This is a genomic window from Dyadobacter sp. CY351, from assembly GCF_021502625.1.
Taxonomy (GTDB): Bacteria; Bacteroidota; Bacteroidia; order Cytophagales; family Spirosomataceae; genus Dyadobacter; species Dyadobacter chenhuakuii.
The window spans coordinates 310,199-335,787 of sequence record NZ_JAKFFU010000010.1; the positions used below are offsets into that span (position 1 = coordinate 310,199).

At 45.6% G+C, this 25,589-nt stretch carries 23 protein-coding genes and 2 tRNA genes; 8 read left to right on the forward strand and 17 right to left on the reverse strand.

Annotation, left to right across the window (positions count from 1 at the left end; genetic code table 11):
• Nucleotides 1-195: 195 nt before the first annotated feature.
• The 6 genes from L0660_RS18980 to L0660_RS19005 form a co-directional block, all read right to left on the reverse strand.
• The gene (locus L0660_RS18980) at nucleotides 196-552 is read right to left on the reverse strand and encodes an MmcQ/YjbR family DNA-binding protein (RefSeq protein WP_235160827.1); all 357 of its coding nucleotides are present in this window, start codon (nucleotides 550-552) and stop codon (nucleotides 196-198) included.
• Entirely contained in the window at nucleotides 549-728 is a 180-nt protein-coding gene (locus L0660_RS18985; RefSeq protein WP_084439924.1) for a DUF6728 family protein, read from the reverse strand. Before L0660_RS18985 ends, L0660_RS18980 begins: the two co-directional genes overlap by 4 nt.
• Before the next feature lie 32 nt (nucleotides 729-760).
• Nucleotides 761-2,770: a (E)-4-hydroxy-3-methylbut-2-enyl-diphosphate synthase gene (gene ispG, locus L0660_RS18990; RefSeq protein WP_235160830.1), complete on the reverse strand. Its 2,010-nt coding sequence runs from the start codon at nucleotides 2,768-2,770 to the stop codon at nucleotides 761-763.
• Between the two features lie 73 nt (nucleotides 2,771-2,843).
• Entirely contained in the window at nucleotides 2,844-3,926 is a 1,083-nt protein-coding gene (locus tag L0660_RS18995) for a galactokinase family protein (protein WP_235160833.1), read from the reverse strand.
• 3 nt (nucleotides 3,927-3,929) lie between these two features.
• Nucleotides 3,930-5,147, reverse strand: a complete 1,218-nt coding sequence (locus L0660_RS19000; protein WP_233798127.1) for a sugar MFS transporter — start codon at nucleotides 5,145-5,147, stop codon at nucleotides 3,930-3,932.
• 54 nt (nucleotides 5,148-5,201) lie between these two features.
• Nucleotides 5,202-6,521 carry a Gfo/Idh/MocA family protein gene (locus L0660_RS19005; RefSeq protein ID WP_409013436.1) on the reverse strand — a complete coding sequence of 440 codons (1,320 nt, stop codon included), beginning with the start codon at nucleotides 6,519-6,521 and terminating at the stop codon, nucleotides 5,202-5,204.
• A 335-nt stretch (nucleotides 6,522-6,856) separates the two neighbouring features.
• Between L0660_RS19005 and L0660_RS19010 the strand changes: the two genes are divergently transcribed.
• Entirely contained in the window at nucleotides 6,857-7,273 is a 417-nt protein-coding gene (locus L0660_RS19010) for a 6-carboxytetrahydropterin synthase (protein WP_233798129.1), read from the forward strand.
• On the forward strand, nucleotides 7,233-7,922 hold the full coding sequence (gene folE, locus L0660_RS19015) for a GTP cyclohydrolase I FolE (protein WP_026632950.1): 690 nt from the start codon (nucleotides 7,233-7,235) through the stop codon (nucleotides 7,920-7,922). The genes L0660_RS19010 and folE overlap by 41 nt, the downstream gene beginning before the upstream one ends.
• Nucleotides 7,923-8,122: 200 nt before the next feature.
• On the opposite strand, the gene L0660_RS19020 is transcribed toward folE, so the two are convergent.
• Together L0660_RS19020 and L0660_RS19025 are read right to left on the reverse strand one after the other, a co-directional pair.
• The gene (locus L0660_RS19020) at nucleotides 8,123-9,046 is read right to left on the reverse strand and encodes a sugar phosphate isomerase/epimerase (protein WP_235160837.1); all 924 of its coding nucleotides are present in this window, start codon (nucleotides 9,044-9,046) and stop codon (nucleotides 8,123-8,125) included.
• Between the two features lie 27 nt (nucleotides 9,047-9,073).
• On the reverse strand, nucleotides 9,074-10,084 hold the full coding sequence (locus L0660_RS19025) for a cation diffusion facilitator family transporter (RefSeq protein ID WP_235160840.1): 1,011 nt from the start codon (nucleotides 10,082-10,084) through the stop codon (nucleotides 9,074-9,076).
• A 38-nt stretch (nucleotides 10,085-10,122) separates the two neighbouring features.
• Here L0660_RS19025 and L0660_RS19030 point away from each other — a divergent pair, with 38 nt between their 5' ends.
• Both L0660_RS19030 and L0660_RS19035 read left to right on the forward strand, forming a co-directional pair.
• The gene (locus L0660_RS19030; protein ID WP_235160842.1) at nucleotides 10,123-10,677 is read left to right on the forward strand and encodes an NUDIX hydrolase; all 555 of its coding nucleotides are present in this window, start codon (nucleotides 10,123-10,125) and stop codon (nucleotides 10,675-10,677) included.
• 1 nt (nucleotide 10,678) lies between these two features.
• Nucleotides 10,679-11,293 carry a LysE family translocator gene (locus tag L0660_RS19035; RefSeq protein WP_235160843.1) on the forward strand — a complete coding sequence of 205 codons (615 nt, stop codon included), beginning with the start codon at nucleotides 10,679-10,681 and terminating at the stop codon, nucleotides 11,291-11,293.
• Here L0660_RS19035 and L0660_RS19040 read toward each other — a convergent pair.
• On the reverse strand, nucleotides 11,290-12,867 hold the full coding sequence (locus tag L0660_RS19040; RefSeq protein WP_235160844.1) for a GH3 auxin-responsive promoter family protein: 1,578 nt from the start codon (nucleotides 12,865-12,867) through the stop codon (nucleotides 11,290-11,292). The genes L0660_RS19035 and L0660_RS19040 overlap by 4 nt on opposite strands.
• A 15-nt stretch (nucleotides 12,868-12,882) precedes the next feature.
• Entirely contained in the window at nucleotides 12,883-13,650 is a 768-nt protein-coding gene (gene surE, locus L0660_RS19045; RefSeq protein WP_233798134.1) for a 5'/3'-nucleotidase SurE, read from the reverse strand.
• Nucleotides 13,651-13,772: 122 nt separating this feature from the next.
• Here surE and L0660_RS19050 point away from each other — a divergent pair, with 122 nt between their 5' ends.
• Nucleotides 13,773-14,270, forward strand: a complete 498-nt coding sequence (locus L0660_RS19050) for a GNAT family N-acetyltransferase (protein ID WP_235160845.1) — start codon at nucleotides 13,773-13,775, stop codon at nucleotides 14,268-14,270.
• Nucleotide 14,271: 1 nt separating this feature from the next.
• Here the strand turns inward: L0660_RS19050 and L0660_RS19055 are convergent, their stop codons facing one another.
• Nucleotides 14,272-15,261, reverse strand: coding sequence for a rhodanese-related sulfurtransferase (locus L0660_RS19055; RefSeq protein ID WP_235160850.1), 990 nt, complete (start codon nucleotides 15,259-15,261; stop codon nucleotides 14,272-14,274).
• A gap of 199 nt (nucleotides 15,262-15,460) precedes the next feature.
• On the opposite strand from L0660_RS19055, the gene L0660_RS19060 reads away from it, so the two are divergent.
• A complete protein-coding gene (locus L0660_RS19060; protein WP_235160851.1) occupies nucleotides 15,461-16,075 on the forward strand; it encodes a deoxynucleoside kinase in 615 nt (204 codons plus the stop codon).
• 25 nt (nucleotides 16,076-16,100) lie between these two features.
• Here the strand turns inward: L0660_RS19060 and L0660_RS19065 are convergent, their stop codons facing one another.
• Together L0660_RS19065 and L0660_RS19070 are read right to left on the reverse strand one after the other, a co-directional pair.
• Nucleotides 16,101-16,583: a hypothetical protein gene (locus L0660_RS19065; protein WP_235160853.1), complete on the reverse strand. Its 483-nt coding sequence runs from the start codon at nucleotides 16,581-16,583 to the stop codon at nucleotides 16,101-16,103.
• A 104-nt stretch (nucleotides 16,584-16,687) separates the two neighbouring features.
• Nucleotides 16,688-16,769, reverse strand: a tRNA-Leu gene (locus tag L0660_RS19070).
• A gap of 182 nt (nucleotides 16,770-16,951) precedes the next feature.
• Here L0660_RS19070 and L0660_RS19075 point away from each other — a divergent pair.
• Nucleotides 16,952-17,446 (forward strand): DUF1772 domain-containing protein, encoded by a 495-nt coding sequence (locus tag L0660_RS19075; protein WP_235160855.1) that lies wholly within the window; start codon nucleotides 16,952-16,954, stop codon nucleotides 17,444-17,446.
• Between the two features lie 41 nt (nucleotides 17,447-17,487).
• Here L0660_RS19075 and L0660_RS19080 read toward each other — a convergent pair whose 3' ends face one another.
• From L0660_RS19080 to L0660_RS19095, 4 genes are all read right to left on the reverse strand, one after another.
• Nucleotides 17,488-17,874, reverse strand: a complete 387-nt coding sequence (locus tag L0660_RS19080; RefSeq protein WP_233798140.1) for a DoxX family protein — start codon at nucleotides 17,872-17,874, stop codon at nucleotides 17,488-17,490.
• Nucleotides 17,875-18,082: 208 nt separating this feature from the next.
• Nucleotides 18,083-19,309 (reverse strand): RNA polymerase sigma factor, encoded by a 1,227-nt coding sequence (locus tag L0660_RS19085; protein ID WP_235160858.1) that lies wholly within the window; start codon nucleotides 19,307-19,309, stop codon nucleotides 18,083-18,085.
• Between the two features lie 4 nt (nucleotides 19,310-19,313).
• Nucleotides 19,314-19,667, reverse strand: coding sequence for a YciI family protein (locus tag L0660_RS19090; RefSeq protein ID WP_235160862.1), 354 nt, complete (start codon nucleotides 19,665-19,667; stop codon nucleotides 19,314-19,316).
• A gap of 159 nt (nucleotides 19,668-19,826) precedes the next feature.
• The gene (locus L0660_RS19095; RefSeq protein ID WP_235160865.1) at nucleotides 19,827-24,881 is read right to left on the reverse strand and encodes a T9SS type A sorting domain-containing protein; all 5,055 of its coding nucleotides are present in this window, start codon (nucleotides 24,879-24,881) and stop codon (nucleotides 19,827-19,829) included.
• Nucleotides 24,882-25,463: 582 nt separating this feature from the next.
• Here L0660_RS19095 and L0660_RS19100 point away from each other — a divergent pair.
• A tRNA-Lys gene (locus L0660_RS19100) sits at nucleotides 25,464-25,536 on the forward strand.
• Nucleotides 25,537-25,589: the final 53 nt, after the last annotated feature.

Genomic DNA, 25,589 nt, shown 5'->3' on the forward strand with positions numbered 1-25,589 from the left:
TTGGTGGTTGTGTCTTCGGCCGCCCGGCGGCCCGGTCCGCTCAGACTGACAGGGCGTTGTGGTTCGCTCAGACTGACAGGGCATTGTTCATGTGCCTTTGGTCGTCCGATTCGCTATACTTACAAAGTGTCTTGGCAGCTCGCTACTGCCCCTGTCACCCTGAGCGGACCGGGCCGCCGGGCGGCCGAAGGGCGTTCACTCACCAGCTAACGTGGCCTGATCCTTCTTCGGCAAACTCTTAACTATCAAATCATAAGAGTCCTTCACCCAGCCAAACAACGTCTCACTAGGAATGTTACCGGTGACGTAAACCGTGTTCCAGTGCTTCTTATTCATATGATATCCGGGCTTTACGTCCGGATATTTTTCTCTGAGCTCTTCTGCTTTTTCGGGATCACATTTGGCGTTGAACTGGTGGGACGCTGAGTCCATGGGGGTAAGTAGGAATACTTTGCCTTTTACCTTGAATACGAGTGTGTCCGGGCCAAAGGGCAGTTCCTCTGTTACGCCTGGCAGTTGCAGGCAAAAATCTCTCAGCGATTCCAGGTTCATCTTGTTAATGCTCTAACGATCATAATGATAACGCAAATTAAAAACATGACGATGGAGATGCGGTTAATACCATGCATCATGCGAAGGTTAAAGGAATCGGGGGCATTAGGATCCCTTTTTTTGAAGACGCGAAAGAAGTAACCAAACACGTCGCCTAATTGAAAGTATCTTTTCATAAATTTTGCTGTTTCTGTCTTTACCAACCCTGCTAAACCAATATTTCACGCTCGTCCGGCTCGATCCAGCGACCGTCTTCCCGAATTAACCCGATCAATTCTTCCACTGCTTTCGCCGCAGTTACTGATCTTTTGATCACTTCCTGACCACGATACAAAGCAATTTTATCTTTTCCCATACCCACGTATCCGTAATCCGCATCGGCCATTTCACCTGGTCCGTTAACAATGCAGCCCATAATGCCGATTTTAACTCCTTTCAAATGTTCGGTGTGCTTGCGGATCATGGCTGTTGTTTCCTGTAAGTCAAACAGTGTTCGTCCGCAGGATGGGCAGGAAATGTATTCTGTTTTCGACATCCGGGTTCTGGCGGCTTGCAAAATGCCGAATGCTATGCTGTTGAATGAGGCGGCAACTTTCAGCTTGTCTGTGTGATTGATGTGCATTGGGAAAGATGGCTGTAACAACACGCCATCGCCAAAACCATCGACGAGCAAACCACCAACGTCCGTAGCTGAATATAATGTAAGCTCATCGCCCGAATCGGTTGCGTACTCACGCTGGACGACTACCGGGATTTTAATTCCCTTTTCAACCAGCTTATAAAAAAACCGGCGCAGTTCTGGCATTGCATGTGCGTTGTCGGTGTGTATCAGCAGGACAATGTTGGTTGCCTCTCTGACACTTTCCAACAGCGCATCATTCAGTGAATGTATGGTGCCTTTGATAAAATTCAACTGTGTTGAAACGAGTGTCTTATCGGTTTCAAGCCATTGTTCTGCCTCGAAAAGCGGAAATTTGTTTGCAGCATTTTCATGTTGGTGCCATTGCTCAAAATCCAGGATCTCACGCAAACCGTTTGGCAGCATGAACGGAATAGGGTTTTTTCCGGAATATATAAAATCAGCTCCCTGATCGTTCATAGCCCATTTATCCGGCACTGGCAAAAAGAAATGTCCGATGCTTTTCAGGTTTTCGAGTTGGGTGACTTCGATATTGGAATAATCCGCAATTACACGCGGCACATTCAAATGACCGAAATTATAAACCTCTGTTGTATCCCTTCTTGTGTATTGAAATGGATTGATCGGGCAAGAATCAACCGGCTCTATGAAATCGTGAGGTGTTCTGTTAGCATAACGCTGGATTAATGCACGAGCCACAGGCGCTTCTTTTTCAGGGGCTTCCGTTAATGAAACACGGACCGTATCGCCTAAGCCATCTTCCAGTAATGTGCCGATTCCGACAGCCGACTTGATCCGGCCATCTTCTGCTTCGCCTGCTTCTGTCACGCCAAGGTGTAACGGATAAGGCTTTAAGCCTTCTTCATCCAAACGCTGCACAAGCAACCGATATGCTTCCACCATCACTTGCGTGTTGCTCGATTTCATTGAAAGCGCAATGTTGAAATAATTGAATTCTTCGCAGATCCGTAGAAATTCCAGCGCCGATTCCACCATGCCCAGCGGTGTGTCGCCATAACGGCTCAGGATCCGGTCTGAAAGCGAGCCGTGATTTGTGCCAATGCGCATCGCTGTGCCATATTCCTTACATATGCGCACCAGCGGGATGAATTTTTCACGGATCCGTTCCAATTCCGCGGCATAGGAAGCATCGGTGTAGTCAATGACTTCAAAACGCTTGCGATCGGCGTAATTTCCAGGATTAATCCTTACTTTTTCTACGATCCTTGCTGCCAGTTCGGCTGCATTGGGTGTGAAATGTATGTCGGCAATGAGCGGAACATTAATACCGAGCTTGCGCAGGCCGTTCCGGATGTTTTCAAGATTTTGCGCTTCCTTCACACTGGGCGCCGTAATACGCACATATTCGCAGCCCGAATCCACCATTCTGATCACCTCATCAATAGATCCTTGCGTATCCATCGTGTCCACCGTCGTCATTGACTGAACGCGAATGGGATAGTCGGAACCCATAGGCAGGTCGCCGATATTAATGGTGATGGTTTCGCGTCTTTTATATGCTGTCAGAGAAGGACAGTAAAGATTTGTCGTTTTTTCAGAAGCTGTAACTACTGCCATGGAGTTGTTATGATATTGGCAAAGGTCTTAAAACAAAAACACAATCGGAATTACAATCGTGCATTTTAATGCCTCAGTTTTCGATCCGCGTTCCTGAATCAACTGTGATGATGTAACTTTTTCCGCCTTGTTTTTCAATGGCTTCGGCCACCTCCTCGGCTTGCGTGGGCGCATATACAAACATGCAGCCGCCACCGCCCGAGCCATTGATCTTGCCGCCCAATGCACCCGCCGATAAAGCTGCATTCATCATGCGTTCTATCTTGGGCGTTGACGTCCTTTTATGGTCGCGCAGGTTTTTGTAATGTTTATATAAAAGTCCGCCAAAATGTTTGTCAAACTCCTCATTAACAGGACTATTAATGCTTTGTGTTAACAGCACTTTACCTTCCAGAAGTATGTCGCGGTCTTCGAGATTTGCTTTTAAAAGGCTCAGCTCATCGTCGGTCAGCTTTGATCGGTATTCAGCAGCTTTTTCAAAAGGCGTGGTAAAAATGGAAAATTCAGGGTTGTAGTTCGTGACTTTTTTGATCACATCTTCCATTCCATAACGGCAGCGCGCGAGGATGCCTAATGTGTCTTTTGCCTCCAGAGAATCACCTAAAACGAATGTTCCCAAGGTCGGACTTAGCGCTTCAACATGAATGATGGGTGTTGATTCCAGGTAAATCACATTGCCGATGGCCGTAGAATAATGGTCCATCATGCCGCCGGGTTCGCCAAATTCGAGCACTTCGGCTGCATTGGCAATTTCTCCCAATTCTTTTTGAGAAAAACCAACCGGCTTATCGCTCATTTTATCCAGAAAATGCGCCCAGGAAACGATCAACGCCGAAGAGCTCGACGTTCCGGAATTGATCGGAATGTTGCCGTGAATGACACATTCGAAACCTTTTGAAAAAGTTAAACCCTTTCGTTTTAAAACATTAATGGTGCTGCGGAAATAGTCCCGCTGCACCACGTATGGAAATGTATCATTTAGAGAAAACTCCTCTTTCAGCCCAAGATCGGGCAAATGCAGGATGATTTTGTCATCATCGCGATAGCGCCCGTCGATGCTGATCCGACGGGAAATAGCCGCTGCAATGACAGGCAATCCAAGATAATCCTGATGTTCACCAAATAAACATATACGGCCCGGAGTCGAAATCTTCATGAACTACCAGCTTTTCTTTTTATGGCCTACCAGACCGAAATAAAGGATAAAAATATACAACGGAACCATGATCCAGTAAGCCTGCTGTGTGCTTTTGATTGAATCGGCAATGCCGCCGTAAACCAATGGCATCACCGCGCCCCCGGAAATCCCCATTACCAGTAATGCAGACGCTATTTTGGTAAACTTACCCAGTCCGCTCAATGCCAAAGGCCATAGTGCAGGCCAGATCACCGCATTGGCAAAACCTAAAATTGCAATGCAAAGCACTGATGCAAAGCCCGTTGTAAAGATTGCAGCAATGGTTACTACCATTCCGAGAACGGCCGAAAACATCAGATATGCCTGCTGAGATACATATTTAGGAATCAAAACAATGCCCAGAACATAGCCAAACATCATCCCACCCAATGTATATGTTCCAAAAAGCCTCGCTTCTTCTTCTGCGAAACCGAGCGAAACACCATAATTAATGATCGTATCCCCCGCAATTACTTCAACACCCACATAACAAAACAATGCGATCACGCCCAACACAAGGTTAGGAAACTGGAAAACGCTCGTTTTTTCTACAACCGGTGCTGATCCAACCGGCGCTTCCTCTTCCTCACTTACTTCCACCAAGCCTTTGGACATGCGGATCAAAATCGCCAAACCGACCAGAATCGCGGTCAAAACCAGATAAGGTACAACCACTTTGTCAAGTTCTTCCTGGGGGTCTGTTGAGCTTGCACCGGATAAGAGCAATTTACCGATGATCACCTGGCTCAGTATCCCTGCCGATTTGTTGGCAATTCCCATGATACTGATCCGCTGAGCAGCACTTTCGCGTGGTCCCAGGATCGTTGCATAAGGATTGGAAGATGTTTGCAAAACCGTCAGACCGATCCCGATCGTGAAAAGTCCCACCAAAAATACAGGATAGGAAGCCATTTCAGCGGCTGGAATGAAGATCAGCGTTCCCGCCGCCATTACAAGCAGGGCCAGCGACATTCCGTTTTTGAAACCCGTCTTCTTTACAACATAAGAACAGGGGATCGCCATGATCGTGTAGGAAATGAAAAAGGCGAATGTCACCAGGTAGGAACTGGTGTTATCAAGGGAAAATGCTTTTTTGAAAAAGGTAATTAATGTACCGTTTACCCAGGTGATGAAACCCATCACGAAGAATATAACGCCAATCATAAAGAGAGGGCCAAGGTAGCTTTTTTTGTTGTCCATTTAGGTTTAAATTAATTGGTAAGGGTTATGCAGTTTAAAAATGAAAAATAGCTGTTAATACTCGTCATTCAGTCCGAAAATGCGCTTGTTGGTTTTCCATTTGCCCCGGGTGAAATCCGGAATTTCAATGGGCGCGCTTCCTTTTGCAATGGACATTTCTGATAATGGGCTGATGGAGCTCCATGTGGCCGCATCGTACACGTCAATGGGCGGTGCGGTTTTTCTTTTAATAGATTCAATAAAGCCTCTTAATACGAAATAATCGATGCCGCCGTGGCCGGCGCTTTCTGCATCTTTCGCATATTTTTCCCATAACGGATGGTCGTTCTTGTCGAGATAGGCCTTGTCAGGTTCGGCGGTGTGTTCTTTTGGCGAAACACCTTCTATATATATGCTGTGTCCGTCGTTCATCCAGATGCCGTTGGTCCCCTGCGCACGGAAAGCGAGCGAGTAGGGGCGCGGCGAGTTGGTGTCATGAACGAGTACGATGTTCTCGCCATTATGGCATTGGATTACGGTCGTAACAATGTCGCCGAGCTTGAAATTGACTTTGGCATTAGGATGATCCTTACCGCCATGATCAACGATGTATTTGTGTAAACCTCTCGATTTGGTGGCCGTGGAAGTCAGGTAAGAGAATTTGTTGCCGCGATTAATGTCCATCCAGTGTGCCACCGGGCCCAGGCCGTGCGTTGGATAAATGTCTCCGTTGCGGTCGACGGAATGTTGGGTGCGCCATTTGGCTTCTGAAAATCCTTTTTCACCAAATTCAACGCCTACACCACCATTGCTTTTGCCGTCATTCAGCTTAACAGACCGCAGATCGTGCTGGTAACCGCAATGCGCGTAGGTCATTTCGCCAAACATTCCCTTGCGGACCATGTTCAATATTGCCATGACATCCCGGCGGTAACACACGTTTTCGAGGATCATGCAATGCGAGCCCGTTTTTTCAAATGTGTCCACCAGGTCCCACGACTCCTGTAAAGTGACCGTGGCAGAAACTTCAACCGCTGCATACTTTCCAGCTCTCATGGCAGACAGCGTCATAGGAACGTGCCATTGCCAGGGCGTTGCGATCAGGATCCCATCCAGGTCATCGCGCTTAACCATATTCAGAAAGTCCTCGTCACCCTTACCATAAACCGCCGGCGCTTTTCTTCCCGACTTCTTGATTTGTGCCAGGGAAGCGTTGATGGCAGCCGGATCAATGTCGCAGATTGCATTCACTTCCACATCCGGACGAAAAAGTGCCTGTTCAAGGTGACTGCGGCCGCGAAGTCCTACACCAATAAACCCCAGCCGCACTTTGTCAGCCGCTTTCGCTTCGTTGGAATACAATGACGGCAATATCCCGATGGCGGGTCCGGCCATTGAGGCTTGTTGAATAAAGTCGCGTCTATTCATGACGTTGTCCATTTAAAGGTTCAGGATGGGGTTGGCCTGCCATCGGCACAATGGTTTCCAAGATCGCAATTTACATTCAATAACCGTATTTTTTAATTTTTTTTATTAATTCAGATGAAATGGAAATTCCTGTAAGTGGTGATGATTATTTTAAAAAATGAACAAATTGGAATTGCAAAGCGTTAACCCAACACAAGTGACCCCAGAAAGAGCATTACGTCCAGGCTCGAAGGCTTTAAGTGTGTTGGACACATACTTTGTAACGACATTTAAAGCGAATTTTATTTTAAGTAAATCATCATATGGCTCAAAAGGTGGCGGTGTTCCGGAAGGAACATTTCAATGCGGCTCATCGTCTTCATAATCCGGAATGGTCGGCTGAAAAGAATGAGAGCGTGTTTGGTAAATGCAATAATCCCAATTTTCACGGGCACAATTATGAGCTGATCGTTCAGGTGACGGGGGAGGTTGATCCTGAAACCGGTTATGTGCTGGATATGAAAGTGCTCAGTTCTGTTTTAAAGGAATTTGTGCTTGATCGTTTTGACCATAAAAACCTTAATCTCGACGTCGAAGAATTCAAATCACTCAACCCTTCCGCGGAAAATATCGCGATCGTTATTTATACCATATTAAGATCAAAAATTGACTCAGGCCTTGACCTGAAAGTTAGATTATATGAAACAGAACGGAACTTTGTCGAATATCCCGTCGACTGAAATGGTTGAGGTTGAGGAAGTTGGAAACGATCATGTATTTTCTTCGATCGACACGCCTTTGCGTAAAGATGCCTTTGCAATGGAGGACGACATGAAGATGGAGCTGATTGAAAAGCATTTCCGCCACATTATGGAAATCATGGGCCTGGACCTGACCGATGACAGCTTGAAAGGCACACCGAAACGGGTTGCCAAAATGTTCATCACAGAGGTTTTCAGCGGCCTTGATCCAAAGAATAAGCCGGCGGTTACTTTGTTCGAAAACAAATATAAGTATGACCAGATGCTGGTCGAAAAAGATATATCGGTGTTCTCCAACTGCGAACACCATTTCGTCCCCATTTACGGAAAAGCGCACGTTGCATACATTTCCAGCGGTAAAGTGATCGGACTTTCCAAACTGAACCGCATTGTAGAATACTTTGCAAAACGTCCGCAAGTTCAGGAACGCCTCACCGTGCAGATTGCTACTGAGCTGAAATTAGCGTTGGAAACGGAAGATGTGGCAGTTGTAATCGATGCGCAGCACATGTGCGTTCAGTCCCGCGGAATAAGGGATTCAGGAAGCTCCACTGTTACCGCGTTTTATGGTGGGAAGTTTCAGGAGGAGAGTACTAAGAAGGAGTTTTTGAGTTATTTGGGGATGTGATCTCCATAGGTTCTGGGAGGGGATTGACGTTTACCCGGTGACCTGATCAATATGGTCAACCTAAGCCAACTGTCACCCTGAGCGGAGCCGAAGGGACATGCAGCATGCCAGCAAGCATCCTACACGTCCCTTCGGCTCCGCTCAGGGTGACAGGGTTGGTCCACTCACGATGACAAAGTCAGTCGACTCAAAACCTCCTACTAAACCGTTGGTCCGACTCTCTCAAGCAACGCCTTAGTCGCTTTAATCCCATCATACTCAGAAAGCTTGCTTCCTTCATATTCGATCCCAGCGATTCCTTTGAAGCCTGCGTCTTTAACGATTTTCAGGATTTTTGTGTAATCCGTTTCAATGCAGTTTCCTTTTTCGTCGAAGTCATACGTTTTTGCGCTTACGCCTTTTGCGTAGGGCATCAACTCTTTCGTTCCCTGATATCTGTCGTATGATTCTGCGCAGCCGCCGTCTTTTCTGGTGATGCAGAAGTTACCGAAGTCCGGCAATGTTCCTACATTTTTTAGGTTAACCTGCTTCATTACGCCTGACAACCATTGTCCGTTGGATGATGACCCTCCGTGGTTTTCGACGATTACGTTAATGCCTGTTTTCGCAGCGAACTCACCTAACTTACCAAGCCCGTCTACGGCAGATTTAGCTATTTCTTCGAAGCTTCCTTTTCCGAATGCATTAACGCGGATGGTTTTGCAACCCAGATATTTCGCGGCTTCTACCCAGCGATAATGGTTTTCAACGGCCTTGTTACGAACCGCAGCGTCCAATTCTCCCAGGCCGCCTTCGCCGTCGATCATGATCAAATGCGCAGTTACGCCGTTGTCTTTTTGTCTTTGGATCAAATCATTCAGATATGTTTTGTCTTCCGCTTTGTCTTTGAAGAACTGGTTTACATATTCCACGATGGAAATGCCAAACTCTTTTTTCGCCAATGCCGGGAAATCGAGGTTAGTCAGTTCTTTTTTGAAAAGTGCTTTGTGCAAAGACCATTCTGCGAGTGAAATATCGAACCATAGTTTTTTGGCAGGATCTGCCATTAGTAAGTCGGAAAAAGCGGTTGCTGCGAAGGCCGTAGCACCGGCTTTTTTAAGGAATTCGCGACGAGAAACGTACATTTTGGTTAGAATTTAGATTTATATTTATTATGGAATGTGAATTCTTGCTTCATTATACAGCTTCTCATTTTTCACCAGACTCGCTGCGTCCCAGTCAATGTCCTTGATAAAGGCATGCGCGCGAACGGGACAGTTTTCGACCCGGCAAAAGTAACAGCATTGATATAAGCACGGGTCTGCATGAACGAAAATCTCGGTTTCTCCCCTATGGCTGTCTTTCAGTATGTTTTCAAAATTATGAATTGTTTCATGCACTTTCTGCAGTTCCCAATAATATGGCAATGTCAAATGGCAATCAATGTGCAGGTCAGAGCCGTATTGCTGCACGCGAAGGTTGTGCACGTCGATCCATTCTGTTTTTTTGTTATCCTTCAATGTCTGCACTACTTTTTCCAGCAACGCGTCATCCACAGCGTCCATAAGCCCGGCTACGGATTTACTAACAAGCAGGAAGCCGTTATAAGCAAGAAATAAACCGAACAGGAGGGAAGCAGCGCTATCAATCCAGACGTAGCCAGTTAGCATAATGAGTCCGACGCTCACAATCAGGACCAGACTGCTGATGCTGTCCGTCATCAAATGGCGTCCATCGGCGGTAAGTGCCAGCGAATGCATTTTCCTGCCTTCGGTTAACAGCTTATAACCGATAGCCGTGTTGACAATAATGGTAAAAAGTATAAACCCGGAACCTTGAAGCAGGTTTTCAATAGGAGCGGGATCCAGGATCCTGTTCACCGCTTCGATGATGATAAAAAGCGAAGCGATCATGATCAATGCACCCTCAAAACCGGCGGAGAAAAACTCTATTTTGCCGTGCCCGTATGGATGGTTCCTGTCTTTGGGCTGCGCCGAAAGATAAATGCTGTAAAATGCAAATCCGCTTGCTATAACATTAATGATCGACTCCAGCGCATCGCTCAGGATGGCGTTGGAGGAGGTAAGATAATAAGCGAAGAATTTCAAACCCGTCAGGATGATGCTGGCTATAAAAGACAGCAGTATGAGACGTTGTTTAAGCTTATTTTGGTTTATTTGCATTTGCGATTTGAAATTCAGAGGCCAAAAATACTAAGAAAATGCGGGTTATAACCACAGAAAATAATTGGAAAACACTTTCAACCGAAACTGTCTACGAAAATGCGTGGCTCGAACTGAGCCATCGCGATGTGATCAACCCGTCGGGAAATAAGGGCATTTATGGGCTGGTAAAATTTAAGAATCAAGCCATTGGCGTTATTCCACTGGATGCCGAGGGCAACATTTATCTGGTAGGTCAATATCGCTATGCAATCGATGAATATTCCTGGGAAATTCCGGAAGGCGGGGGCGCTTTAAATGCAGATCCACTGGACGCGGCCAAGCGGGAGCTGAAAGAAGAAACCGGTTTGCTGGCTGAAAAATGGACCAAGCTTGCGCGCATTCATACTTCCAATTCCGCCACCAACGAAGAAGGTTTCCTGTTCATCGCCGAACAGCTGACGCAACAGGAAGCAGAACCTGAGGACACCGAAGATCTGCAAGTGCGGAAAGTGTCTTTGCAGGAAGCGGTCGATATGTGCATGCGTTCCGAAATTACTGATTCGCTGTCTGTATGCGCCATTTTAATGACCGCCAGACTGAGGGGAATCTGATATGCTCGAATCGCTTTTCTATGGAACGCTTACTGGAATAGGATTATGCCTCACGTTTGGGACCGTGTTTTTCTCATTGGTCCAAAACAGTGTTGATAATGGTTATGAAACCGGCGTGAAGATCGCACTGGGCGTTTTCGTTTGCGACATTATTTTTGTTTTCTTCGCTATTTACGGAACTGCGTTACTGCCCGATATTCCCGATTTCAAGAAGTGGATGGCTGGTGCAGGCGTATTTTTCCTGATCGCACTCGGACTGACAAATTTGATTAAAGGTCAGCCAAAAATTGCCTATCCGACAACCCGGTTCGGCAATTTGCTTTACTATTTTACGACTGGTTTTTTCTTGAACGGGCTGAATCCGGTGAATTTCATCAGCTGGGTCACCATTGCTTCCTATATCCGCACCAATCTGCATTATAATTATCACCAGGTGCTTGTTTTTTTTGCGGCGAGTGTAGTTGCTGTATTCCTCGTGGAATGTGGCATTGCGATCTTTGCGCACAAGTTGAAACGCGTTTTTACGCCAAGAGTGGTCACGATATTTAACAAAGTGACAGGCGTCGTTTTTATCCTGATCGCCTGCCAGATTGCTTATGTCAATTTCCTGAGTTAATGCGAGGGAGGTTCCGTTATGTAGCCGTTCTTTTGCAAAAATCCCTTCCAATCATCCATCAGGAAATTCTTGAAAACACGCGGAAACTTGTGCTGGCCGCCCATTTTGCCTTTGGAATTCATCCAGTCGTAAAAAGCTTTGTTCGGCAGCACAGTAACAAACACTTCCTTCAATGCATGACGCCTTTCCACAGCATAGTCATCATTAAGCTCTGCTAATTTGGCGTCCAGTCTGGTTTTGAGCTCTTCTGCATTCACATCCGTTTCTTCTACGCCGATATACCAATGGTGCGCAAACATAGAACCGTATTCAATGCCGCAAACAGTGAATTCTTTAACCGTTAACCCCATCTCATCTGAAACCAGATCGACGGCCTTGTTCATATTGTCGACCGAAAGGTGTTCCCCGCAAAGACTTAGATAATGCTTCGTGCGTCCTGTAATAACAATTTCACCTTTCGCTTTGTCCACAAATTTCACTGTGTCACCGATCAGGTAACGCCATGATCCGGCGCATGTAGACAGGAGCAATGCATATTCTTTGCCTTCTTCAACCTGATCGATCATTAATGTCTCAGGATCAGACATTAAGGTGCCTTCTGAGTCAAAGTTTTTTTCGTTGAAAGGAATAAACTCGAAGAAAATCCCATTGTCACAAACCAGCTCCATGCCTTGTGCGCCCGGGCGGGTTTGGTAGGCGATAAATCCTTCGGAGGCAAGATACGTGTTAATGTATATCAATGGCCTTGCCAGCAGCTTTTCGAAACCCTTTCTGTAAGGCTCAAACGAGACACCACCATGCGCGAAAACCTGCAAATTGGGCCAGATATCGTGAATGGTCTTTACATTATAATGCGCAATGATCTTTTCCATCAAAAGCTGGATCCACGCCGGAACGCCCACAATGAAGCCAATGTCCCATTCGTGCGCCTGCTTTGTAATTTCTTCCAGTTTCAAACCCCAATCTTTCTGCGCAGCGATTTTTTCCCCGGGTTTATAGTAAGGTCTGAACCAATAAGGAATCTGCTTGGCCGTGATGCCGCTCAAATCGCCTTCAAAATGTTTGTCCTGATTATTCAGATTTGTACTGCCGCCGAGCATCAGGAAGCCTTTTTCATACAGATCATTGGGAAGATCCTTGTAATGTCCGAGCGAAAGGATCTGGCGGATGCTGGTCTTCTGGATCGCGCGCGACATGGCCTTTGTGACCGGAATGTGCTTCGTAGCGGCCTCGGAAGTTCCTGAACTTAATGCATAATATTTGATCTGCCCAGGCCAGCAAATGTCTTTTTCGCCTTCAAGCGAACGGTGCCACCATTCGTTGAAGATCTTGTTGTAATCGTAAACCGGAACTGTTTTCTTGTATAATTCGTAATAAGCGCCCTTTTCACTGAACAATATGGATGAAAGCAGCTCGTCAAAATTGTATTTTTCTCCAAACTCTGTGTAGCGCGCCTTGGCCAGCAATTTCGCCAGCGTCTTTTTTTGCTGAATGTGAAGACTTGCTTTTCTGCGGTTAGCAACAATGTTGCTGATATGAATTCCTTTTTTTAATAAACTCCCTACTAATGCCATAGCTGAATTTTAAAATTATAAATCCCAGGTCGAAAGCTGTTTTACTGCCTCATACGCTGTCAGATCATATTGGCACGGTACAACAGAAATGTAGTTGTTATCCAGCGCCCAGACATCGGTATCCTCCTTTTCGGTGTCAAAATTCACGAATTCTCCTGCCATCCACAGGTAACCTCTTCCGTTCGGGTCTACGCGATAATCAAATTTTTCCTGCCATTTTGCGTGCGCCTGTCTGCAAACTTTTACACCCTTTAAAGGCAGGTCTGTTTTCTCAGGAATGTTAACGTTCAGTGCAATGCCGTTCGGTATGCCGTTTTTGAGCGCTTCTTCGGTAATGGATTTGATAAATGGAATAGCATGATCAAAATCCGCATCTTCCCGGTAATCCGTTAATGAAAATCCAATCGCCGGAATGCCTTCTATTGCAGCTTCGATGGCTGCGGACATGGTCCCGGAATAAAGCACGCTGATCGAACTGTTGCTTCCGTGGTTAATCCCACTAACGACCAGGTCGGGTTTGCGATCCTGCAAAACGTAATTTTTAGCCAGTTTTACGCAGTCGGCAGGTGTTCCTGAACATTCATATTCAACAACGCCTTCAAAAATATGTGTGGAATAAAGTCTTAGCGGTTCGCCAATCGTGATAGCATGGCCCATCCCGGATTGCGGGCTGTTTGGCGCAACAACGATCACTTCTCCAATGGTTTGCATCACTTCCACCAATGTCCGGATTCCTTTGGACGTTATGCCGTCGTCATTTGTAACTAAAATAAGGGGTCTCATATAATTCTACTTATCGCCGGTCACATTAAGGGGTTGAAAGTCCTGACTGGCGAATGAAGTAATGCGGTTTTTAGGTTGAAAAAAGATTTATTTGTAACTGCTATGAGCCAAAATTAAGCATTATGCCATCATTCTCAATAAAGCCTGCAACCACAGCCGACATCCCGACCATCATCGCAATCCAGGAACAGACCTGGGAAGCAACTTATAGTGAAATACTTACGAGAGAACAGATTGACTATATGTTTGAAAAAATATATTCCCCCGAGTCTCTCGAGCGTCAGTTTACCGTTGAGCAGCATTCTTTCCTGATCTTGTTAAACGACGGCAAGCCGGAAGGTTTTGCATCCGCTTCCGAAGAAGGCCGGGAAAAGTTTAAGTTACATAAAATATATGTACTTCCTTCCACGCAGGGAACGGGTGCCGGAAAATATCTCCTGGCTGCGGTTGAAAATTATGTAAAGTCGGCCGGTGGGAAAAAATTAGGTTTAAATGTCAACCGGTATAATAAGGCAAAGGGATTTTATGAAAAAATGGGCTTTGCGGTGACAGGCCAGGAGGACATTCCCATTGGTCCTTACTGGATGAACGATTATGTTTTGGAAAAAGAACTGAACTGACTTATTGAGCCGGTTCAGTTCTGTGGGCCAGTTTCATTTTTTTAATATTCTTCTTCTGACTTTTAAGGCCTTGCAGCGGGTGGTAATGGTTGCTGTTGCTCACATAATATCCCGTTCCGTCATACGTGCGTTTGTCTGGGTGTGCCTTACATTCAGGTGAGCATGCACCCTCCATTTCTTCACCGCATTTGTGACAAACCGGCACGTGCGTGTTACATTCTGCATTGGCGCAGTTAATCATGCGGTCGCAAGGTTCGTCGCAGATGTAGCAGCGGGAGATAACGGTTGGGTTGACTTTGTTAACCTCAACGGCAATGCGGTTGTCAAAAACGTAGCATTTACCATCAAAATTTTCCCCGCCTTCTTCCAGCCCGTAACGGATAATGCCGCCATGTAACTGATATACGTCCTGAAAACCCTGTTCGAGCAGGTAAGCACTTGCTTTCTCGCATTTAATGCCGCCCGTGCAATAGGTGACGATCTTTTTATCTTTCAAATGTTCGATCTCGTGAATGTGATCGGGCAGCTCGCGGAGGTTATGCATATCAAAAGTGATAGCACCCTTGAATTTGCCCAATTCATGCTCATAATCCGAGCGCATATCCACAAGCACCACATTCGGATCATTAAGGATTTCCTTAAATTCAGACGGCTCCAAATGCTTACCCGTCCGGACCAGCGGATCAACACCCAGATCGGAATTGACAATTTCGTCCTTCACGCGGACATGCAATTTTTGAAAAGCCACTTTATCATGCTCTTCCACCTTAAACTGCACATCCTTAAACCGGCTGTCGGAACGCACGTAATTCATATATGCCTCACAGTCTTCCGGTGTGCCTGAAACGGTTCCGTTCAAACCTTCCGGCGCAATGATGATCCTGCCCAGAAGATTGTGCTGCACGCAGAACAAATGATGCTCATCGCGATAGGTTTCCGTGTCTTCGATGGGCGCATAGAAATAATATAAAATTACCTTGAAAGGCTTCATTGTTGCATTAGTTGATGTATTCCAAAGAGGAAAGGGTTATGTCCACGCAGCGCTTTCCCCCAAATCAGCTGCAAATATACGAAGAAACGCACTTTAACGAAAATGAGCGGATTGGACTTTTGCACGAAGCAAACTATTGAAATGATTTCTATATTTTTACCGAAACCAACGCATTCCCAGGCATTACTCCGTTCACATTATGCACATTGCAATCATCGGCAACATCGGCGCAGGCAAGACGACATTAACCCAGATGCTGGGTGAATATTTCAAATGGGACGTCATGTACGAAGCCGTAGAAGGCAATCCCTATCTCGCTGATTTTTACCAGGATATGGATCGCTGGGCATTTAACCTGCAAATCTTTTTCCTCAATAACCGCTTCGCACAGGTCCAGAAAATACGCGAAACCACTTACTCCACCATTATCCAGGACAGGACCATTTACGAGGATGCATTTATTTTTGCAAGAAATCTGCATGAGTCCGGCGTGATGACCGAGCGGGATTACCAGACTTATCTTTTGCTTTTTGAATCCATTATCCGGACTGTTTCGCAACCGGATCTGTTGATTTACCTCAAAGCAGACATTCCCAAGCTGGTTTCACAGATCAAAAAGCGGGGCAGGGACTTCGAAGCCGACATTTCAACCGATTACCTGACTGCGCTCAACCATTATTATGATGATTTTGTCAAAAATTACGATCATGGCAAAATCATCGAAATTGATGTGAACCAAATGGACTTTGCTTCCAATCCGGACGATTTCAACTACATCGTTTCCAGGTTAAACGAAGAGTTGTTCTACATCTGAAAATCAGGTCATTACTAAATGCTGATTAAAGCACGCACGCTAATGCCTTGTTGAGGATCTGATTGCTTTTGGGGCTGAATGTATAAATCTTGCGCTCCTCGGGAAGGATGATTTCAATCTTGGATGTGCCTTTCATTTTCTCCAGTTCTTGCGGCGTAACCGGCGAGGAAAGCATAAATGACTTGTTCCAGAAATTACGGTCGGAAGTGGTTGTAAAAAGTGAAAAAGTGCCACTCTTGGTTGTAAACCTTATTTCCGTGAACATTTGCACGTGAAAAATGAGCTCTACTTCTTCATTGTGATAGGTAAAAATCTTCTCTTCTCCAGTGCGCGACAAGCTCAGATATTCCTTTTTATCCACCAGCTGAACAACTTGATAATATTCCGTTTTGTTCGTGGATCGGCTCACTTTGGTCAGGCACTGAGCGTAGCAGACAGACTGGGAAGCAAAAACCAGCCCAATAACGCCAAGCAGCGCAATCACCTTCATGTGGTAGTAGTCCTTCAAACTATTAAGAAAAATCAGGGGTCGTCCAATTAATAGTAAATATATGCTAATTTTTTAAAAAGGAATGGCATAAAAAAACCTGCGCCGGAATGCAGCGCAGGTTGTGACCAGGAGGAGAGTCGAACTCCCATACCCGAAGGCACTACCCCCTCAAAGTAGCGTGTCTACCAATTTCACCACCTGGCCGAGGATTTTGCAAAAGTACTATTTAAATGATATGCCGCAAGGCTCTGGGAATGTTTTTTGAGTGTTTTTTATGGAGACATTCGTCGATCAATGTCGGGGTTGTTCTATTGTAATGAGAATGAGGATGCTAACTTTGCCCATCTTTAAAAAATGATGACCACATCTTGCTATTCCATTAACACATGAACTTCATTTACTTCCCTAGCCTGGTTATTTCTGCGTTATTGACGGGGTTATCTGCTGGTTTATTCTATTCCTATTCCTGCTCGGTTAATTTGGGCTTGAATAAATTGCCTGATGCGGAATATTTGCGTGCAATGCAGCAGATTAACAAAGCGATCCTGAATCCTGCATTTTTCGCTTCGTTCATGGGTTCAGTTCTGGTGCTGATCCTGGCGAGCTGGCTTAGCTATTCCTTGCAACATGCTTTTCAACTCAAAATGCTGTTAACGGCAACCGGCATTTACGTCGTAGGCGTTTTAGGAATTACTATTTTCGGAAATGTGCCACTGAATGACGCACTGGCTAACTTTGATATTAGTACAGCGACAAGTAGCGAGATTGCCAGACACCGCATATTGTTCGAACAGCCATGGAATAATCGTCATACCGTCCGCACTTTCTGCGCATTTGCAGCCTTTGTATTTACATTGATTTCTTTTTATAAGGCAAACTAGAAAGGAATGTTCCTTTCTAGTTTATAGACAAATGCAGCGCATCAAAAGGCATGCGTGCCGTGTTGCTGGGCTTGAAGTTTGTGATAAGTGAAATATGACACCATGAGAACGGCTAGTACGATCAGCGGGAATATGGAGTTGAAGCCGAATCCGTCTACGACGGTGATGCTGATGCTTGCACAGAGGAAGTCGAAGACGAAGCCGGCATAAGCCCATTCTTTAAGGCGCGGCGGAACTTGCGGCAGCATTAATGCTATTGTACCGGCAATTTTGAAGGCTGTGATCATCGGGCCAAAATAATCTGGGTAACCCAGATGCCGGATTCCTTCGCGGGCCATTTCAGTATGGGAAGTGAGCGCGGGCATGACGCCTTCAAACAAAAAGATCAGTGTTGTTGAAATCCAGAAAATAATGCGGGTCGTTTTCATGACAGTAAATGTTTGATGATTGAGTTTGTTTTTGTTGATACAAATCTACCGCACATCCGGCCGACGGACGCAGTGTAAATACGACGAATTAGAGGGTACAATGCGACAATTCGATTGCCGCAATTTGATTGGGGCAATTCGATTGCCGCAATTCGATTGGAGTAATTCCATTTGGGCAGTTCCATTAGGGCAATCAAGGACTCTTCGCTTAATCAGCCAGTTTTTTGCGGATTGCTTCTTTGTCGCTTTCTGTTTTTGCAAGGGACAATGCGGTTTGCCAGTGCATCATTGCTTTTTGATCATCCAGACCCGTATAAAGCGTTCCCAGCAGGGCAAAATAGAAGTGGTTTTCAGGCATCTGCAATTTTTCTGCTTCTGCGATTGCGACCGCTTTTCCCCTGACTTTTGCAACAGCGTAGGTGCGGTTGAGCGCCGTGATAGGGGAGTACTCGCGCTGTAATAACTGATTGTATAGATGCAAAATCCCGTCCCACTTCTCGGGGCTGTCTGCCTGTTGCGTATGCCATGCGGCGATGCCGGCTTCGAGGTGATATTTGGACAAATCATTTCCTTTCCCGGCCATTTTAAGGAAATAAGCACCCTTACTGATCAGGTCTGTGTTCCAAAGGCTTGAATCCTGATCGTCATAAAGAATCAGGGAACCGTTGTCATTCATTCTAGCATCGAAGCGCGAAGCATGAAAACACATCAGCGCCAGCAGTGCATTTACTTTCGGTTTGTTGGTTTCGGGATGCTCGATCAGCATGGTGCACAGGCGGATTGCTTCAAGACACAAGTCCTTTCTTAATGTATTGTTTTGATTAACTGAATAGTAACCTTCATTAAATAACAGGTAAACGGTTTTCAAAACCGGTTCCAGCCTGGCTTCAATTTCCGGTAAAGGCGGCATTTCGATAGCCACTTTAGCTTCGCGCAACTTTTCCTTTGCCCTGAAAATGCGTTTGCTGATGACTTCTTTATTTGTCATGAAAGCGCTCGCTATTTCGTCGATTCCAAACCCGCAAAGAATGCGGAGCGAGAGGCAGATCTGCGATTCGTGGGAGATGGAAGGATGACAAACCGCAAACATCATTTGAAGCTGGCTGTCTGTAATGTTTTGAAATGAAAGGTCTATGTCGGCGCTGTCCGATTGTTGCGCGGTCTTTTGCAGTTCCTGCGCGATCTTATCCCGGAAAATGGACTCCCGATGGAGGTGGTTTTTGGCTTTGTTCTTAGCGGTGTTATAAAGCCATCCCGCCGGATTAGGCGGGAGGCCTTCTATGCCCCAGGCTTGCATGGCTGCCTGAAACGTTTCACTAGCAATATCTTCGGCCACCTCAATCTCCTGAAACCCGAAATGCCGGCAAAGCACGGACACGATTTTCCGGTATTCGGTCCTGAACAAATGTGGGATGACGGGTCCGTGGTCGGGCATTGTTTTAGCTTTCGTGCACAGAAATGATTTTCCGGACTTCAACACTATTGCCTTCACCATGCAGGATCGGGCAGGCTTGTGCCATTTCAACGGCCTCGTCGAGGCTGGCTGCTTTAATGATGATGAAGCCCGCAACCGATTCTTTTATTTCGACAAACGGCCCGTCCGTCATTACATTGTTTGGTTTAAGCACCTTCCCTTCGACAGCTAAGCCCTTTCCGCCGCTGAATTTGTTCTGGGCTGCAATGCCGCCAACCCAGTCATGATATTGCTTCATGTAGCCTTCCATTTGTTCGGGCGAGGGCTGCGCTTCCTTGGTCAACAAATCCAACCGCATAATTACAATGTACTCTTCCATGTTGTTCTCAATTTATGGTTAATGATAAATAATTTACATCCCCATTACAAATGAGTATGGACGAACAGGACATTGCTGCAAGTATTTTTTTAATTATTTACCAAACAAAAAAGGGATGTGGCAGCGAGCCACATCCCTTTTTCTCAAAATATTAAATTACTAGCGAACCTTGAAGAACCGCATGTTCATTTCCTGATTGCCATAGTAGACTTTCAGGAAGTAATGACCTTCATTCAAGCCTGTTACATTCAGCGGCAAAGTATTTTTTCCTTCAACCACATCCTGCTCAGCCGAATTCAGTTTGATACCGCTGATGTTGTAAGTTTCAACTCTTCCTTTTCCGGCAGATTTTGAAATAAACTCAACATTAACAACGTCTCTAACCGGGTTAGGCGATACAAATGCTCCCGTAATAGCCTCATAACGAACTGTAACAATGCGACTGGAAAGGAATTTACCATCCCGGTCGACCATTTTCAGCTGGTAATAGTTGTTGCCGTAAACCGGTGATTTATCAACGAATTTGTATTCTCCAACACGCTTGTCAGACAAAGGCAACTCGCCGATCACATTTGGAACCTTCACCTGGTTGTCGTAACGGATCACTTCAAAACCTTTACCATTCTGCTCGTCAGTCACATTCCACGAAAGCTCAACGCCTTCTTCCGCTGGTGCAGCAGCAAACCTGGCAATGTAGATCGGAAGCACTGCATCGATTTTGAATGCCATCGTCTGAACAGTTGATTTGCAGGAACCGCCTTCAATTTGAAGCGTGTAGTCACCTCTTTCAAGTGCAGCGAAGCTGATCTGCGGACGGTCACTGGTCAGATTAACCCGTGCGGAACGCATTACTGTATTTCCTTGCATGATCTTCCAGTCGATGCTGGAAACATTGTTACCATGGAAGTTAAATATAAGGCCAGTCTCAGTTTGGTTGTAGACAGATTTCAAGATCGGTCCGTACTCGCATGGAAGGCGGTTATCAACCGTGGTTACATTGAATGTGCTTGAACTAACTGTTGATACGCAATTGCCACCTTGAATTTCAAGTGAGTAAGAGCCTGCATTAAGCGCTGCAAAGGTAATCGCAGCAGAGTTGCTGGAAAGATTTCCAGTTGTTCCGTTTGCCACTATTGCTCCGCCTTGCTTGATCCGCCATGTGACAGATGAGACGCCTACACCATTAAAGTTAACCGTCAAACCGGTAGCTGAGACATTAGCAATGCCTGAGATCGTCGGGCCGCTTGCGCAATTTGTCGAGCCGATAGAGAATGTTTTCGAGCTAACAGTCGAAATACAGTCACCACCTTCAATTTCCAAAGTATAAGTTCCGCCGCCCAGTGCTGCAAAAGAGATGTCAACCAGCGAGGAAGTCAAACCAGGAGTCTTACCATTGCGAACTACATCTGCACCGGATTTGATTCTCCACGTAATGTTAGGAACGCCGTTACCGTCAAATTGGAAACGCAGGCCGGATGCCGAAATGTTGCTGATCGTGCCCAATGTCGGACCGCCTGGGCAAGTTCCTGCATTGATAGTAAAGTTTGAAGTGCTCACCGTAGATACGCAGTCACCACCTTGGATTTCGAGCGAATAAGTGCCTGCGCCCAGTGTAGCAAATGTTAACGCCGCAGAGTTTGAGGTTAAGTTACCTGTTTTACCATTTCTGATCACATTACCGCTTTGCTTCACGCGCCATGTGATATTTGGAACACCTACACCATTGAAATCAACAGTCAGACCAGATGCCGAAACATTTCTAAGACCCGAAATTGAAGGCCCGCTAGCACAGTTTGGTGTTGCAACCGTGAAGTTTGAAGTGCTAACCGTAGAAGTACAGTTGCCGCCTTCAATTTCCAGAGAATAGTTACCCGCTGCAAGGCTGGTAAACGTGATAGCTGCTGAATTGGAGCTCAAAGTGCCCGTTTTTCCGCTTGCTACTACATTGCCGCTAAGCTTCACGCGCCATGTTACTGTAGAAACGCCCACGCCGTTGAAATTGAATGTCAAACCAGTAGCAGAAACATTCGTGATGCCGGAGATCGATGGTCCGCTTGCGCAGTTAGTCGAGCCGATGGAGAATGTTTTAGAGCTGACAGTTGATACGCAGTCACCACCTTCAATTTCCAATGTATAAGTTCCGCCGCCTAGTGTCGCGAATGAGATGTCAACGAGTGAGGAAGTCAGGCCAGGAGTCTTACCGTTGCGAACTACATCTGCACCGGATTTAATTCTCCATGTAATGTTAGGAACCCCGTTGCCGTCAAATTGGAAACGCAGACCAGATGCCGAAATGTTGCTGATCGTGCCCAATGTAGGACCGCCAGGGCAAGTTCCTGCATTGATAGTAAAGTTCGAAGTACTTACTGAAGATACGCAGTTACCACCTTCAATTTCCAGAGAGTAAGTGCCTGCACCCAATGTGGCAAATGATAATGCAGCAGAATTTGAGGTTAAATTACCTGTTTTACCATTTCTGATAATGTTTCCGCTTTGCTTCACGCGCCATGTAATATTTGAAACGCCCAAGGCATTAAAATCAACAGTCAGGCCAGATGCCGAAACATTCCTGAGACCTGAAATTGCCGGGCCGCTTGCGCAGTTTGGTGTAGCAATCGTAAAGTTTGAAGCACTTACCGCAGAAGTACAGTTACCACCTTCAATTTCCAGAGAGTAGTTACCCGCTGCAAGGCTTGCGAATGTGATAGCTGCTGAATTGGAGCTTAAAGTTCCGGTTTTTCCGTTAGCCACAGTGTTGCCATTTAGCTTCACGCGCCATGTTACCGTAGAAACGCCCACACCGTTAAAATTGAATGTCAAACCAGTAGCAGAAACACCAGTGATTCCAGAGATCGATGGTCCGCTTGCGCAGTTTGTCGAGCCTACTGAGAACGTTTTAGAACTTACTGTTGAGATACAGTCACCACCTTCAATTTCCAGAGTATAATTTCCGCCAGCAAGCGTTGCAAATGAAATGTCAACCAGTGAAGAAGTCAAGCCAGGCGTTTTGCCATTGCGAACCACATCCGCACCGGATTTGATTCTCCAGGTAATGTTAGGAACGCCGTTACCATCAAATTGGAAGCGCAGACCAGATGCCGAAATGTTGCTGATCGTGCCCAATGTAGGACCGCCAGGGCAAGTGCCTGGATTAATCGTAAAGTTTGAAGAGCTTACCGAAGATACGCAGTCACCACCTTCAATTTCAAGAGAATAAGTGCCTGCACCTAATGTAGCAAACGACAAAGCAGCAGAGTTTGATCCCAAATTACCCGTCTTGCCGTTTCTGATCACATTACCGCTTTGCTTAACACGCCATGTGATATTTGAAACGCCCACGGCATTAAAATCAACAGTCAGGCCAGATGCCGAAACATTCCTGAGACCTGAAATTGTCGGGCCGCTTGCGCAGTTTGGTGTGGACACCGTGAAATTAGATGAACTAACAGCAGAAGTACAGTTGCCGCCTTCAATCTCCAGTGTGTAACCACCAGCTCCAAGGCTTCCGAATGTGATAGCTGCTGAATTGGAGCTCAAAGTGCCCGTTTTTCCGCTTGCTACCGTGTTGCCATTTTGTTTCACGCGCCATGTTACGGTTGAAACGCCTACGCCGTTGAAATTGAATGTCAAGCCGGTAGCTGAGACATTCGAAATGCCAGAGATCGATGGGCCGCTTGCGCAGTTGGTCGAACCTACTGAGAACGTTTTAGAACTTACTGTTGAAATACAGTCACCACCTTCAATTTCCAAAGTATAATTTCCGCCGCCAAGTGTTGCAAATGAAATATCAACCAATGAAGAAGTCAAGCCGGGAGTCTTACCATTACGAACTACATCTGCACCGGATTTGATTCTCCAGGTAATGTTAGGAACGCCGTTACCGTCAAATTGGAAACGCAGACCAGATGCCGAAATGTTGCTGATCGTGCCCAATGAAGGACCGCCAGGGCAGCTTCCGGGAACGACAGTGAAATTAGAAGTACTAACAGAAGAAAGGCAATCACCACCCTCGATTTCAATCGAGTAAGTGCCTGCACCCAGACTGTTAAAAGAGATCGATGCTGAATTTGAGCTTAGATTACCTGTTTTTCCGTTTCTAACAACATTACCGCTTTGTTTCACGCGCCATGTCAGGTTAGGAACGCCTGAACCATTGAAATCAACTGTAATGCCGGTAGGAGAGACGTTTCTGACATTTGAGATAGATGGTCCGCTTGGGCAGTTAGCCTGGTTTATCGTAAATGCCTGCGAGCTAACTGATGATGCGCAATCACCACCTTCAATTTCCAAAGTATAATTTCCGGCTGCCATTGAGCCGAATGAAATATCAACATTTGTAGAAGACAGATTTCCTGTTTTACCAGATCTCAGAACATTATTACCAGATTTTATTCTCCAGTCGATATTTGGAATGCCGTTGCCTGAGTACGAAAAGCGTAAAGCAGTTTGCGAAATGTTGGTGATCGTTCCCAAAGTAGGGCCGCCGGGACAGTTAGGCTCAGGGTTTACTACTGAATCAGGGTTTTTAGGAAGTTCGTTCCAGAAGCAGCTAAGGACCTCGTTATAGTTCAATGAAAATCCCATATTCGGGTTCATAAAACTGCCGTTCTCACCTTCGAGCGTCTGACGGATCAAGCCCATTGAAATTGCATCCCTGCTGTATCCGTTTGTTTCACGGTGAAAGTTCACACGCAGCAAACCATCCTTGATGATCGCATATTGAAATGTTCTTACACCATCACCACCCTTATACGTTCCCAGCATTAAACCATCTGTGATAGGCTTATTGTTACAAGGAATCATATTTCCCTGCTGCGTGCCCAGATAGTTGTTACCCATCGTGCTAGGGTCAATGGAGTTGATACAAGCGTTAACAACCCGGTTTCCCTCCGTGTTATTAGGGAACTTGTTGTTGTCCATGTGCAGCAGAATGGCCGTATTTTCAAAAGCCTCATTCTTACGGCTTTGGTCCGGGTTGCCATCCCATCTGATGTAAATTCTGTTCTGATGGATAATCGTGTAAACCGGCTTTCCACCCACATTACCCAGGAATTCGTCGTGCGTCCACTTTAAAGGCTCATTTGTCCCGGGTTTGATCCCGCAATAAACCTGTGATGCTACAGCCAATTGATTTTTCCGTAACGCATCATCCGAGGTCGCCGCCATGAGGCCGAGCAACCCACTCGCGAAAATTAACTTCTGTAAAAGTTTCATCAATGTTTAAAAAGTAAATGTTTGAAGAATTAAATGAATGGGTTAGTTAAAAAAAGCACAAGAGAGGACTCCTGGAAATGGAGTTTTGGCGTTTTCAGTTGAAGGGGCGAACCCAATATTGAAAATCTTGTGGTTGGAGGGTGCAACTAGTTGAAAAAGAGTAGTTAATGACTTTTGGAAATAATTAATATGACGAATAGAATACGTTTGTAGAAGTATAATCTGTCGAAATGTAGTAATTATTTTGTTAGTAGCAAGAGGGAAAACTAAAATATTAAGAAGTTATAACAACCTTTAAATAAAAAGTTTCACCTAATCTACGTATTATTTTTGACCGTAATCTGCGCTGGCAGCCCGGGAGCCTATTTTTCCTGTTATTACAAATTTGGAACAGCTCAGAAAAAAAAAATTACGCTGTCATTTGTCTTGTAAACAGACCGTTAGTTCCTCTTAAAATTTGTGTGGAACAAAAACTTTTGTCTGTGATTTGGAAGGATATTTTTAAAGTGTACCTTTGCACCACGATTGAGGAACAGGACAGGAGGAAAGAAGCTGAGGTTTAGCAGCAAAACATAACCAACCGATTCCGTAGCTCAGCTGGTAGAGCAATACACTTTTAATGTATGGGTCCTGGGTTCGAATCCCAGCGGGATCACTTGAAGAAATAGCAAACGCATCAAAAGCCTGCAAATCAATAGATTAGCAGGC

Coding starts and splice junctions, on each gene's coding strand:
- L0660_RS19095 (WP_235160865.1), bottom strand. CDS start 24,881: ATGAAACTTTTACAGAAGTTAATTTTCGCGAGTGGGTTGCTCGGCCTC.
- L0660_RS19055 (WP_235160850.1), bottom strand. CDS start 15,261: ATGAAGCCTTTCAAGGTAATTTTATATTATTTCTATGCGCCCATCGAA.
- L0660_RS19005 (WP_409013436.1), bottom strand. CDS start 6,521: ATGGCCGGACCCGCCATCGGGATATTGCCGTCATTGTATTCCAACGAA.
- L0660_RS19060 (WP_235160851.1), top strand. CDS start 15,461: ATGCACATTGCAATCATCGGCAACATCGGCGCAGGCAAGACGACATTA.
- L0660_RS19040 (WP_235160844.1), bottom strand. CDS start 12,867: ATGGCATTAGTAGGGAGTTTATTAAAAAAAGGAATTCATATCAGCAAC.
- surE (WP_233798134.1), bottom strand. CDS start 13,650: ATGAGACCCCTTATTTTAGTTACAAATGACGACGGCATAACGTCCAAA.
- L0660_RS19030 (WP_235160842.1), top strand. CDS start 10,123: ATGCGGGTTATAACCACAGAAAATAATTGGAAAACACTTTCAACCGAA.
- L0660_RS18980 (WP_235160827.1), bottom strand. CDS start 552: ATGAACCTGGAATCGCTGAGAGATTTTTGCCTGCAACTGCCAGGCGTA.
- L0660_RS18995 (WP_235160833.1), bottom strand. CDS start 3,926: ATGAAGATTTCGACTCCGGGCCGTATATGTTTATTTGGTGAACATCAG.
- L0660_RS19085 (WP_235160858.1), bottom strand. CDS start 19,309: ATGCCCGACCACGGACCCGTCATCCCACATTTGTTCAGGACCGAATAC.
- L0660_RS18985 (WP_084439924.1), bottom strand. CDS start 728: ATGAAAAGATACTTTCAATTAGGCGACGTGTTTGGTTACTTCTTTCGC.
- L0660_RS19010 (WP_233798129.1), top strand. CDS start 6,857: ATGGCTCAAAAGGTGGCGGTGTTCCGGAAGGAACATTTCAATGCGGCT.
- L0660_RS19090 (WP_235160862.1), bottom strand. CDS start 19,667: ATGGAAGAGTACATTGTAATTATGCGGTTGGATTTGTTGACCAAGGAA.
- L0660_RS19025 (WP_235160840.1), bottom strand. CDS start 10,084: ATGCAAATAAACCAAAATAAGCTTAAACAACGTCTCATACTGCTGTCT.
- L0660_RS19050 (WP_235160845.1), top strand. CDS start 13,773: ATGCCATCATTCTCAATAAAGCCTGCAACCACAGCCGACATCCCGACC.
- L0660_RS19020 (WP_235160837.1), bottom strand. CDS start 9,046: ATGTACGTTTCTCGTCGCGAATTCCTTAAAAAAGCCGGTGCTACGGCC.
- folE (WP_026632950.1), top strand. CDS start 7,233: ATGAAACAGAACGGAACTTTGTCGAATATCCCGTCGACTGAAATGGTT.
- L0660_RS19035 (WP_235160843.1), top strand. CDS start 10,679: ATGCTCGAATCGCTTTTCTATGGAACGCTTACTGGAATAGGATTATGC.
- ispG (WP_235160830.1), bottom strand. CDS start 2,770: ATGGCAGTAGTTACAGCTTCTGAAAAAACGACAAATCTTTACTGTCCT.
- L0660_RS19000 (WP_233798127.1), bottom strand. CDS start 5,147: ATGGACAACAAAAAAAGCTACCTTGGCCCTCTCTTTATGATTGGCGTT.
- L0660_RS19075 (WP_235160855.1), top strand. CDS start 16,952: ATGAACTTCATTTACTTCCCTAGCCTGGTTATTTCTGCGTTATTGACG.
- L0660_RS19080 (WP_233798140.1), bottom strand. CDS start 17,874: ATGAAAACGACCCGCATTATTTTCTGGATTTCAACAACACTGATCTTT.